Origin of the sequence: Rhodococcus sp. NPDC127593 (genome assembly GCF_042671975.1) — a bacterium.
GTDB lineage: Bacteria > Actinomycetota > Actinomycetes > Mycobacteriales > Mycobacteriaceae > Rhodococcus_F.
Genome location: NZ_JBHXWI010000058.1, coordinates 48149 through 59855, shown reverse-complemented (window position 1 = coordinate 59855; position 11707 = coordinate 48149). Strand labels below are relative to the sequence as shown.

General features: G+C 65.4%; 12 protein-coding genes. 5 read left to right on the top strand and 7 right to left on the bottom strand.

The features are described 5' to 3' along the window. Positions 1-249: 249 nt before the first annotated feature. The 4 genes from ACFVJ3_RS38900 to ACFVJ3_RS38885 all read right to left on the bottom strand — a co-directional run bounded on the left by ACFVJ3_RS38900 (position 250) and on the right by ACFVJ3_RS38885 (position 3583). Positions 250-567, bottom strand: a complete 318-nt coding sequence (locus tag ACFVJ3_RS38900) for a WhiB family transcriptional regulator (RefSeq protein WP_378457125.1) — start codon at positions 565-567, stop codon at positions 250-252. A 72-nt stretch (positions 568-639) separates the two neighbouring features. After that, positions 640-1746 carry an alcohol dehydrogenase catalytic domain-containing protein gene (locus ACFVJ3_RS38895; RefSeq protein ID WP_378457124.1) on the bottom strand — a complete coding sequence of 369 codons (1107 nt, stop codon included), beginning with the start codon at positions 1744-1746 and terminating at the stop codon, positions 640-642. Positions 1747-1861: 115 nt separating this feature from the next. Next, positions 1862-2482, bottom strand: coding sequence for a cysteine hydrolase family protein (locus ACFVJ3_RS38890; protein ID WP_378457123.1), 621 nt, complete (start codon positions 2480-2482; stop codon positions 1862-1864). Between the two features lie 27 nt (positions 2483-2509). Further along, positions 2510-3583 (bottom strand): LLM class flavin-dependent oxidoreductase, encoded by a 1074-nt coding sequence (locus ACFVJ3_RS38885; protein ID WP_378457122.1) that lies wholly within the window; start codon positions 3581-3583, stop codon positions 2510-2512. A gap of 316 nt (positions 3584-3899) precedes the next feature. On the opposite strand from ACFVJ3_RS38885, the gene ACFVJ3_RS38880 reads away from it, so the two are divergent. After that, a complete protein-coding gene (locus ACFVJ3_RS38880; protein ID WP_378457121.1) occupies positions 3900-4631 on the top strand; it encodes a GntR family transcriptional regulator in 732 nt (243 codons plus the stop codon). 8 nt (positions 4632-4639) lie between these two features. Here ACFVJ3_RS38880 and ACFVJ3_RS38875 read toward each other — a convergent pair whose 3' ends face one another. Both ACFVJ3_RS38875 and ACFVJ3_RS38870 read right to left on the bottom strand, forming a co-directional pair. Then, entirely contained in the window at positions 4640-5074 is a 435-nt protein-coding gene (locus ACFVJ3_RS38875; RefSeq protein WP_378457120.1) for an aconitase X swivel domain-containing protein, read from the bottom strand. Further along, on the bottom strand, positions 5071-6369 hold the full coding sequence (locus ACFVJ3_RS38870) for an aconitase X (protein WP_378457119.1): 1299 nt from the start codon (positions 6367-6369) through the stop codon (positions 5071-5073). Before ACFVJ3_RS38870 ends, ACFVJ3_RS38875 begins: the two co-directional genes overlap by 4 nt. A gap of 121 nt (positions 6370-6490) precedes the next feature. On the opposite strand from ACFVJ3_RS38870, the gene ACFVJ3_RS38865 reads away from it, so the two are divergent. The 4 genes from ACFVJ3_RS38865 (at position 6491) to ACFVJ3_RS38850 (ending at position 10843) form a co-directional block, all read left to right on the top strand. Next, positions 6491-7396, top strand: a complete 906-nt coding sequence (locus tag ACFVJ3_RS38865; protein WP_378457118.1) for a LysR family transcriptional regulator — start codon at positions 6491-6493, stop codon at positions 7394-7396. 387 nt (positions 7397-7783) lie between these two features. Next, the gene (locus ACFVJ3_RS38860; RefSeq protein WP_378457128.1) at positions 7784-9130 is read left to right on the top strand and encodes an MFS transporter; all 1347 of its coding nucleotides are present in this window, start codon (positions 7784-7786) and stop codon (positions 9128-9130) included. A 66-nt stretch (positions 9131-9196) separates the two neighbouring features. Continuing rightward, positions 9197-10069, top strand: coding sequence for an alpha/beta fold hydrolase (locus ACFVJ3_RS38855; RefSeq protein ID WP_378457117.1), 873 nt, complete (start codon positions 9197-9199; stop codon positions 10067-10069). Positions 10070-10078: 9 nt separating this feature from the next. Next, positions 10079-10843, top strand: coding sequence for an SDR family NAD(P)-dependent oxidoreductase (locus tag ACFVJ3_RS38850; protein ID WP_378457116.1), 765 nt, complete (start codon positions 10079-10081; stop codon positions 10841-10843). Positions 10844-10920: 77 nt separating this feature from the next. On the opposite strand, the gene ACFVJ3_RS38845 is transcribed toward ACFVJ3_RS38850, so the two are convergent. Then, positions 10921-11640, bottom strand: a complete 720-nt coding sequence (locus ACFVJ3_RS38845; protein ID WP_005245204.1) for a GntR family transcriptional regulator — start codon at positions 11638-11640, stop codon at positions 10921-10923. Positions 11641-11707: the final 67 nt, after the last annotated feature.

The window sequence follows — 11707 nt, the reverse complement described above, 5'->3', positions numbered from 1 at the left end:
CCACGAGTTCCACGGCGAGTGGAACTACACACTCCACCCCGCACCCGACGACACGCCCGAACCGAGCTAGATTAATTCATCACAAGCCCTTAGTGCGACCCACCGGAGGACCGTCTGTGTATGGGCGAGTGCGGCTGCGGGCTTCTTCAGCGGCGCCGATAACCACTCACTCAGGACGCTGAGACCCGGCGATCATGGCGTGAAGGATGAGAATCGGCATGTGTACTCCGGTTTGTCAGAGGGTTCGCTCTACGCCTCGGCGCCGCGTCTGCCGGGTTTGCCGGCACGGCCCCGGTCAAGTACGTGGTCGCGGTCTTCCTCGGACATCCCACCCCAGATGCCGAAGGGTTCTCCGGCGGTGAGCGCATAGTCGCGGCACGCCTCGATGACGGGACACCGGGAGCAGATCTTCTTCGCCTCCGAGATCCGCTTACGTCGTTGTTGTCCGCGTTCGTTGGCCGGGTGGAAGAACAACGCGGGACTGATGATCCGGCACAGTGCATTGACCCGCCAGTTCGCCCCCTGTGTGGGTAGTTCCTGGTGATTTACGGTTCGAAAGGCCCGCATCGTTGCACTCCAGCAGAGAGGGTCGGTACCCCGCCCCCGTCACTGCTGGGGTGCGGGGTACCGACCGCGATATCAGGGGACGCTGATGAAGTTGGTGAAACCACCGTGCCGGGCGGGCAGGTCGGCGAGTGCTTCGTTGATCTTCTCGAGCGGGAAGCTGTGGTGCTCGAACACCGAGAGGTCGAGGGCACCTGCGCCGGCGAGATCGGCCATGTCCTGGGCTTCCGCGGTGGAGAACCAGAGGCTGCCGAGGACGCTGACCTGCGAGCACATCATGGAGAACATGTCCAGCGCGGGTCGTTCCATCATGCCGCCGATGTCGACCGCGATGCCGCCGCGGCGGAGCGCGGTGATGGCGTCGAGGAACGATTCTGCCGGTGCACCGGGGCCGAGCGAGTCGATCACGACGTCGACGCCCTCGCCGTCGTTGAGCTCGCGCACCCAGCTGCGCAATTCCCCTTCGCCGGCGGGAAGTACGTGGATGCGGCTGGGAGCAATGGCGCGGACGTCTTCGAGCAGGTCGGCATTGCGGCCGGTTCCGAAGATTCGGCTCGCGCCGAGTGCGAGGGCGCTCAGGCAGGTGCCCAGTCCCAGGGTGCCGGAGATCCCGTCGATCAGGACGGTCGAGCCGGGGCCGACTCCGGCCTTGCGTAGCGCGGAGTAACCGGTGCCGAGGTAGCCGAATCGGGCGCCTTCCTCGAAGCTGACGGCGTCGGGGAGTTTGACTAGATTGCGTTGCGGCGCAGTCAGGTATTCACCGAGGCCGCCGTAGGGGTAGGCGTCGAAGATTTGCTGGCCTTCGGCACCGAAGGAGAAGTAGCCCATGAAGGTGTATTTGTCGCAGTTCTGGTCTTCGCCCTGCCGGCAGGCGCGGCAGCCGCCGCAGGAGATTCCCGGGTTGACGTAGACGCGGTCGCCGACGGCGATGTCGGTGACGTGGCTGCCTACGGCGGCGACGACGCCGGCGGAGTCGAGTCCGAAGATCGCGGGCAGCTTCGGAAGCGGAAGGTAGGGGAACCATTCGCTGTAGGTGGCGAGCACGTTGCTCAGGTTCGGAACCACGTTGCAGGCCTTGACCTGTACCAGCACATCGGTGGGCCGCGGCTCGGGGATCGGGAGTTCCTCGATCTTCATCGGCTGGTTGATCTCGTGGAGGCGGGCGACGCGCATGGTCTTCATGTACGAAAACTCCTGAAGGTGAAGGCTGTTCGGGGTGGAAGAACGTGATTATGGGTACGGCGAAGCCTGGTGCGGCGGTGTGGAAGCGGCCGCACCAGTGCCCGGGAGGGTGTGGTCAGGCGGGGGTGCCGGTGACTGCCTCGGTCAGGGCGGTGCGGACCTCGTCGACGGTGGTGATCTCGGCGAGCAGGCCGAGGGAGTTGATGCTCGCCTCGTGCGCTTCGGGGGTGGCCGCCGAGCAGGCATCTTCGACGATGACCGTTCGGTAGCCGAGATCGCTTGCCACACGGGCTGTTCCCTCGACAGAGGCGTTGGTGGCCACACCGGCGAAGAGCAGGGTGGTGATGCCCCTGTCCCGGAGGGTGGCGTCGAGGTCGGTACCGGCGAAGCCGCCGACGCGCTGATGGGTGAGCACGATGTCACCGTCACCCGGGGCGAGGGGTTCGACGATCTCGGCGAGTTCGCTTCCGTCCTTGAGGCATCCGGCCTGGGCGACGATTCCCAGTAGCGGTGAATTCACCTCGAGGTCGGAGAAGTCCGGCTTCCATGCGACCCGGGTGTAGACCACGGGGGTGCCGGCTTCGCGGGCTGCGGCGATGAGCGCGGCGATCTGGTCGATGACGCGGCGTTCGCTCACCTGTTGGTGGAAGAAGTCGGCGAAGGCGCCGGCGGGGCCGACGATGTCACCCTGGCAGTGGACTGCCACAACGGCGGTGGTGCGGGGGTCGAGTTCCATCAATAGCTCCTGATTCGGGATGCGGGTTTACGCGTGGGCGAGGATCGAGTGCCCGATGTTGTCGATGTCACGGGCAGCGGTGAAGGGGTTGGACAAGAACACCTGGAGGATGTCGACACCGGCTTGGCGCATCAGGGCAGCCTTGTCCCGCAGTTGGCCGGGGGATCCGTAGAGGCACCAGTAGTCGACGAGTTCCTTGGTGATGATCGGGCGGTGCCGAGGGTCGAGTCCGCGCAGGTACTTCGCCCAGACGTCGAGGTAGTGCGGCTGGTCTGGGGCCTTCGGGTCACCGAGGTACTGCTGGGCTGCGGTGAGGGAGGCGTCGACGATGGAGTCGCCGAGTTCGTCGCGGTGCTGGTCCATCAGGCCGGCGTTGGTGATGCACGAGCTGATGGGGCCGGAGCCGAAGCCGTTGGTGACACCGTCTTCCCAGGTCTCACCGTTCTCGAGTTGGTAGAACCACGACAGGGAGACGAGTTTGACCGCACCGGGAGCTCGGCCGGCGTCGGCGACCGCTTTGTCGAGTTCGCGGCGGATCAGGCCGATCATGTCGGTATTCGGACCCAGGCAGTAGACGACGGCGTCGGCGTACTTGGCGGCTTCGGCCAGTCCGCGCGGTCCGCCGGCGGCCACCCAGATCGGGATGTGGTCGGTGACGTTGTAGAAGCCGCTCTCCTTGTCGAGGAACTCCACTTCCCGGGACTGTCCGAGCCAGTTGTGGGTGACGCGGCGTCCGGCCATCAGTTCTCGGGAGACTTCGATGGCGTGCGTGAGTTCGGAGATCTTCGCGGTGCGATTACCCATCGAGCGCAGCGCGTTGTTGGCGGTGCCGATACCCAGGAATGTTCGTCCCGGAGCCAGGGCGTTGAGGGTGGCCATGGAGTTCGCGGTGACCGGGGCGATCCGGGTCAGCGGGTTGGTGACCATGGTGCCGAGCGCGATCGTGCTGGTTTGCGTAGCTGCGAGCGCGAGGAATTGGTAGGGGTCGGAAAACAGCAGGGGGCCCTCGCCGACACCGAAGTGCGAGAACCCGAGGTCCTCGGCCTGTTTCACCATTGCGACCTGATCGATCTTGGCGCAGGTGCCGATACAAAATTCCATGTCCTTCTCCTTGCTCTGCCCGTGGTCGTTGGAGGGGCACCTCGCCCCGGCCGCGGGCCCGAGCTGACGAGTGATGGTGTCTCGCTCCAACCGATGTCGGCGTGCCGGGGATCGGCGGGGCATCCAACAGAACGGGTCGATCGCCTCGACCCGATGAGCTGGTCAAACTCCAACACCCAACCGAATTGGCATGCTAGCGTTCCAGACGAACGTACCTCATAGTGACTCACGCCACAAGTACTAGAATGCAAGTTGCTGCGCGAACACGCAGAATCGAGGGAACTATGACCGGGCCGCCGACGGAGGGCATAAATCGATGAGCACCGCTTATACCGGCACGGGAAGCGAGGCTGCCGCCCTGTTGGAACAGAGCCGCATCTCGGGTGCGCGGTTGTCATCCGCCCTGTACGACATTCTCAAGTCCCGGCTTCTCGAGGGTCGCTACGGCGCGGGAGAAAAGATCGTGGTCGAGGCGATTCGCCAGGAGTTCGGGGTGAGCAAGCAGCCGATCATGGACGCGCTTCGCCGCCTCTCGAGCGACAAGCTGGTGCACATCGTGCCCCAGGTCGGCTGTGAGGTGGTGGCGTACAGCGAGCGCGAGGTGGAGGACTTCTACACCTTGTTCGGGGGCTTCGAGGGAACCATCGCCGCGGTGGCCGCCGCGCGGCGGACCGAGGCGCAGCTGCTGGAGTTGGATTTGATCTCCTCGCGGGTGGACGCGCTTGCGGAATCCTCCGATCCGGTGGTGCGCGCCCACGGGTACCGGGTGCACAACCGAGAATTCCACGCGGCGATCCACACGATGGCGCACTCCCGGATCATGGCGGAGACGAGCCAGCGGATGTGGGACCTGTCGGACTTCCTGATCAACACCACCGGCATCACCAATCCCCTCTCCAGTGCACTGCCCGACCGCCAGCACGATCACCGCGAGATCACCGAGGCGTTGCGCAACCGCGATGCGGCCGGTGCCCGCGCGGCGATGGAACGCCATATTGTCGGAACGATCGCGGTCATCCGCAACGAATCCGCCTCGGCAGTGTCCTGAGCCCATCCTCAGTGCACGGTGACGGTCCCGTCGAGGTCGATGTCGATGCGCTGACCGTCGCGGACCACATCCAGGAACCGCGGGCCGAGTTGGTCGATTGCGATGATGCGGTTGTCGTCCCAGATGTCGGCCAGGACGATGCCGGCAGCGGAGATCGTGTCGATGTGCTCGGAGTAGAGCATGGCAGCGGGTGCGATTCCGACGCTGGCGGCGCACTGGAGGACCATGCCGCCGGTGGTGGAGCCGATGGTTTGGGGTAGGCAGAGGATCTTCCCGCCGATCACCTTTCGGTACAGGTCCGGGTTGTTCTGGTCGTGGCAGACGGGGCTGGCGGTGGTGATGCCCTGGAAGTAGCTGGCGAGGGTGTTGAAGCCCTGCCGGGTGACGACGCTGTCGCCGCTGATGGTCCCGGCGGTGATCACCCGGCCGGTGAACGTATTCATCGGGTCTGCTCCTGTCGGCGGGCGGGGGGTGCGGCGATGCGGTCGAGGACGTCGTGATCGGCCAGGAACCGGCTGGTGGTGTAGGTGCGGAGCTTGTTGGAGTTGGTGATCACCGGCCGCGAGGCGGTCGCAGGGGTGTTCATGTGCAGCGCGGGGCACATGGACGCGATGTTCACTCCCGCAGTGATCGCGCGCTCGAACGACTGGCTGTGCTCGGTCCTGAAGGTGGCGACCACTGCAGGTGCGGCGCTGAGCACCGTCCGCATCGCCACCGTGGTGCGGCCGACAGCCTCGAGCGCGGTGAGGATGGTGTCAGTGACTGTGCACAGCTGGTTCAAGGACAGATGGGGGCACCCGATCAGGGCGGTTTCGGGTTCGGCATCTTCTTTTTCCCAGAGCACGGGGTAGTCGGCGACGAGATCGGCGAGGGCTTGGTCGTCGATCACGATTCGGCGGTAGTCGTCGGTCAGCAGGTCGCGGCCGTGACCTCTTGCCTCCGGGGTCAGGTTTTCGACGTGGAAGAGGCCGACCGCGCCGTTGGACGCCGTGGCGGCGCCGAAGTCCTTGAGATAGTCCTGCGTTGCCGGATCGTTCAGGTCGCCGAGGTGGGGGTCGATCCCGGCGACGAAGGGTACGTCGCCGACGACGGCGCGGCCGACCGCGGACCCGAGAACCGTGGCGGGCGGCAGCGCGGAGGTTCTGACCTCCACCAGATAGGTGGCCTTTCTCCGCTCGTCCAGTAGGAGCCCGAATTCGGGTGTGAATCCGGCGATTCCGCACATCAGCTCGATCAGTGCCGAGTTCCGATTCGAACGCGCCGCCAGCACCGAGTTCGCGTACACCACCGCGGACGATTCGGCCCAGGCCAGCACGTCACCGGCGGAGGGCGTGTTCCCCACCTCGGACAGATAGGCGGTACACGAGTAGGACCGGTCGTCCTTCATGCCGAGCGCGCGCAGCTGATCCTCGTACCGGTCCTGGTGCTTGTAGAGCTCGAGCAGGGCCTGCTTCTCGGTGGCCGTGTAGTCCACCCCGTCGAGATCGTACGGACGTGGGTCGACCGTGAACGGTTCCTGCGTAGTCAGTCCGGCCTCGATCAGCTGATCGAGGAGATCGAAGACGGCCTCGAACCCGGTCATGCCCATCGACGTCACCACGTGCACGGGACCGTCGAGGCCGGCCAGGCGGCCTGCACCGAATATTTCGCCGTACTGCACCACGGTGCGCAGCACCTTCGCCATGACCGCACCCTCGGCGCCGTCCAGGATCGCGCGTTGTCGTTCGCTGAGCTGCATCGTGATTGACCTCGCTCGACTGGTTCTCGCCTGTTCCACCCCAGCATCGTCGATCGTATGGACGGTTCGTGTCCAACGATGGTTTTCGATAAATTCGTTCGGAATAGCCGATGATTAGGGTATGGATCTTCGCCGAGTCGAGATGTTCCTGGGTGTCGTCGACGCGGGGACCTTTGCCGGTGCCGCAGCCAGGCTGGGTTTCGTGCAGTCCACGATCAGCGCCGGAATCACCGCACTCGAGCGGGATCTCGGCGTGCAGCTTTTCGATCGGACATCCCGTACCGCATCGCTGACCACGGCGGGCCGGGCGTTGGTCCCCGAGGCGCGCGCGCTGATTGCCCGCGCCGCCTTGGCCCGGCGGGTCGTCCAAGACGCCGACCGGACCCTGTCCGGGCAACTGACGGTCGGGGTCATCAATTCGATCAGACCGATCCCGCTGCCCCGGGCGCTCGCCCGTTTGAACGCCGCTCATCCCGGCGTGGGTATTCGGGTGCTCTCCGACGCGATCGGCAGCGCCGGCCTCGTCGAGCGGCTGCGCAGGTCCGAGCTGGACGCGATCATCGCGTCCGGAGATCTGACCGACGAGCAGGCCCGAGATCTGCTCGTCACGCCCCTGTGCACCGGCGCCTTGGTGTGCGCCGTCGGCGTCGGCGACGCACTCCACCCTCATCAAGCCCTGCGGTTGGCCGAGATCGCCGACCGTAGATGGATCGAATCTCCGCTCGGGCAGGCGAATCGGTCGATTACGGATGCGGCGTTCGGCCGGGCCGGGCTCGCACGCCAGGTCGTCGCCGAGGTCGCCGATCCCGCCGACGTGCCCGAGTACGTCGCCGCCGGCCTGGGGATCGCGATTGTTCCCGACTTCCTGGTCGCAGCCCGCGACGACCTTCGGGTGCTACCGGTGCTCGACGCGGAGTTGCGCTGGTCCATCGCGGCGATCCGACTCGCACGCCGTCGATCCGCCGTGCTCGACGAGTTCTGGCTGGAGTTGCTCGCCACGGTCCAAGAACGCGACACCGCGCGGTAGATGTTCCGGGAGGCCCACGCCTGGACCCTCCGGAGTGGCGGGCACTCCCGCCCCGTTCAGTGTGGCTCCCGAAACCCGCCTTCTTGCCGCTGACCTGACCCGATGGCCGTCAGCACGGTCGACGCGGGCGGTGGCCCCGACGGCCCCTTCCCGGAAGAGACTTGCATCACAACAATCGCTACCGTAGCTTCACTTCTAGACGACTAGCATTCCAGTTGCGGGGTTCGCTTCGCGACGTCCCGAGAAAGGAGCGGCGATGACGACCGCTTCGCCCCTGTTTGCCCACGCGGTACCGGCCAGGTTCGGTTCGCGGATCGGAGAGGTCTCGCTGTGAGCACTACCCCCACACCGACCAAGAGCGCCACGACGACACCACTACGGGTGGCGATGGCCAGTTTCATCGGCACCACGGTCGAGTACTACGACTTCTTCATCTACGGCACCGCCGCGGCGCTGGTGTTCCCGAAGTTGTTCTTCCCCGAGGTCTCCTCGTCGATCGGGATCCTGCTCTCGTTCGCCACCTTCGGTGTCGGGTTCCTCGCCCGCCCCCTCGGCGGCATCGTGTTCGGGCATTTCGGTGACCGGGTCGGCCGCAAACAGATGCTGGTGATTTCCCTCGTCGGCATGGGTGTGGCGACGATGCTGATGGGGTTGTTGCCGACCTATGCGCAGATCGGTGTCGCGGCCCCGATCCTGCTCACCCTGCTACGCCTGGTCCAGGGCTTCGCCGTCGGCGGCGAGTGGGGCGGCGCCACGTTGATGGCGGTCGAGCACGCCCCACAGGCCAAGAAGGGGTTCTTCGGTTCCTTCTCCCAGATGGGCGCCCCCGCCGGCACCAGTATCGCGACGCTGGCGTTCTTCGCCGTCTCCCAGCTGTCGGACGAGCAGTTCCTCTCCTGGGGTTGGCGTTTGCCGTTCCTGTTCAGCGCGGTGTTGATCATCATCGGGCTGTTCATCCGACTCTCCCTCACCGAGAGCCCCGACTTCGCGGCGGTCAAGGAACGCGCCGAGGTGGTGCGGATGCCGATCGCCGAAGCGTTCCGCAAGCATTGGAAGGAAATCCTTCTCGTCGCCGGCACCTACCTTTCTCAGGGCGTGTTCGCCTACATCTGCATGGCCTATCTGGTCTCCTACGGCACCACTGTCGCCGGGATCAGCCGCACCTCCGCCCTGGCCGGGGTATTCGTCGCCGGCCTCGTCGCCGTGGTGCTGTACCCGGTGTTCGGGTCGCTGTCGGACACCTTCGGCCGCAAGACGATGTACCTGCTCGGCGCCGTGCTGATGGGTGTGGTGATCGCGCCGGCGTTCGCGTTGATCAACACCGGGAATCCCTGGCTGTTCATGCTCGCCCAGGTGATGATCTTCGGCATCGCTATGGCACCCGCGGCCGGCGTGACCGGATCCCTGTTCACCATGATCTTCGACGCCGACGTGCGCTACAGCGGCGTCTCCACGGGCTACACCCTCTCCCAGCTCTGCGGGTCCGCCTTCGCCCCGACCATCGCAGCCGCGCTGTACACCTCCACCGGTTCCAGCGATGCGATCGTCACCTACCTACTGATCGTCTCGGCAATCTCGATCATCTCGGTGATCTTCCTGCCTGGTGGCTGGGGTCGCAAAGGCGCCGCCCGTCAGCTTCTACAGGACCAGGCCACCACCGCACCTCCCACGTCCTCGGCCACGACGGCGTCCGCGCTGCACACCAAGGCAGACGAAGTGCGGGTCGGCGACTAACAGCGACGCCGTTTCGAGCTAATCAGCCGGAACAACAACACTTTTCAATCAGGATTGGAGCATGCTTTGAGCACGCAACCGTACACCAGCGTTTGGGACGACCTGAACCAGGTCGAGTTCAGTCAGGGATTCTTGCAGGCGGGGCCGTACCGGACCCGGTACCTGCACGCCGGTGACGAGTCCAAGCCCACGCTTTTGCTGCTGCACGGCATCACCGGCCACGCCGAGGCGTACGTGCGGAACCTGGCCGCCCATGCCGAGCACTTCAACGTCTGGGCGATCGACTTCATCGGCCACGGCTACAGCAGCAAGCCCGATCATCCCCTCGAGATCAAGCACTACATCGACCACGTCCTGCAATTCATGGACGCCATCGGTGTCGAGAAGGCGTCCTTCTCCGGTGAGTCGCTCGGCGGCTGGGTCACCGCCCAATTCGCATACGATCACCCGGAGAAGGTCGAGCGGATCGTGCTCAACACCATGGGCGGGACGATGGCCAACCCGAAGGTGATGGAACGCCTTTACACCCTGTCGATGGAAGCGGCGAAGGACCCGAGCTGGGAACGGGTCAAGGCCCGACTCGAGTGGCTGATGGCCGACCCGACCATGGTCACCGACGACCTGATCCGCACCCGGCAGGCGATCTTCCAGCAGCCGGACTGGCTCGAGGCCTGCGAGATGAACATGGCCCTGCAGGACCCGGAAACCCGCAAACGCAACATGATCACCGACCAGACTCTGGAAGGTATCAGCGCCCCGGCGATGGTGCTGTGGACTACCAAGGACCCCTCGGGCCCAGTGGACGAGGCCAAGCGGATCGCCTCTCACATCCCCGGAGCGACGCTGGCGATCATGGAGAACTGCGGGCACTGGCCGCAGTACGAGGACACCACCACCTTCAACAAGCTGCACCTGGACTTCCTCCTCGGCCGCAGCTGACACACAGGAATGCATACAAGTGGGCGAGTCGCCCTGGTCACCGGGGCGAGTCGGGGCATCGGGGCGGCCATCGCACATGCGTTGGCCGCCACCGGTGTCACCGTGATCATCCATTACGGATCCGACTGCGCGGCCGCAGCCGCGGTCGTCGACGACATCACGGCCGACGGAGGCCGGGCGGCGGCGGTCCGCGCCGACCTGACTCGACCCGACGGTCCCGCAGAGCTTCTACAGCAGTTCGACTGCGCCCTCGACGATCTCGGGATCGACCGGGGTCTCGACATCCTCGTCAACAATGCCGGCATCAACCGCCGCGGAGCGATCGCGCACGTCACTGCGGACGACTTCGACCACCACGTCGCTCTCAACCAGCGCGCCCCGTTCTTCGTGACCCAGCAGGCCCTGCCCCGCATGCGCAACGGCGGACGGATCGTCAACATCTCCTCCGGATCCGCCCGCTACGCCCGACCCGAAGTCATCAGCTATGCCATGACCAAGGGAGCGATCGAGGTGTTCACGCGCACCCTCGCCGCCGCTGTCGGTGAGCGCGGTATCACCGTCAACGCCGTAGCTCCGGCTGCGCTCGATACCGATATGAACGCGCATTGGCTCCGCCGCAACGACCAGGCACGCACCGCTGCCGCGCGCTCCACAGCCCTGCGCACTCTCGCGACCGCCGCCGACATCGCCAACATCGTGGCATTTCTCGTCAGCGACGCGGCCGGTGCCATCACCGGGCAAGTCATCGACGCCACCAACGGCAACCGCCTGTGACCCGCTGCAGCCATACGCGTTCTACTTGCGAAGCCGAACTGCCGTCAGCGAATACGCCCGGATTGTCGTGGATTCGGTCAGGGGGTGCCGTGAGCGGGCCCGGCCGGGCTCGGTGCCACTGGACCAGGTTTGACGTGGTCGATCGTTCCGGTGATATGGGAGCCCATCGCTGCCCGCGCAACCTCGACCCGCTGTTGACGGATCGCGGTGCGAATGACGTCGTGATCGTGGTTGCGATCCACGATGGCGTCCGCGAGAGGATGTGGGGGTCCTGCCGTGTTGATGAGGAAGTCGGACATGTCCCACATGCGTTTGCTCTGTTCGGCCATTACCCGTGAGTGGGCCATGCGATGGATGACGAGATGGAATTCTCGGTTGAGGCCGCGATATCTGCGCGCCCGCTCGACGCTGTCGGTGCACGTATTCAATTCCTCGATGCGGCGCCAGGCCTCGTCGAGTTCGTCGAGCTGAGCGGGGGTGCGGCGGGCGGCGGCAGCGGCGGCGATCTCGCTTTCGAAGCTCCCGAAGAGGCGGAAGAAGTCCTCGACCTCCCAGCTGGTGTATGACTCGACGCGGCACCCGCTCTGCGGAACGATCTGCACGATTCCGATCGATTCCAGGCGCCGCATCGCATCCATGACCGGTTGCTTGCTGACACCGAACTCTGCGCGGACTTCCTCGATCGAGATCCGGGAGCCGGGCTTGTACTTCCCGTCGAGAATGCGCTCTTTCAGCTGTTCGAGCACGACGTGACCGAGCCTCTGCCCCGGTCGGCCAGACGCGATTGGCTCGCTCATCGTTTCTCCTCGCACTCTTGTTCTCGCGGCACCGTGCTGGCTGCTCAAGCGAGATGTTACGTGCCTC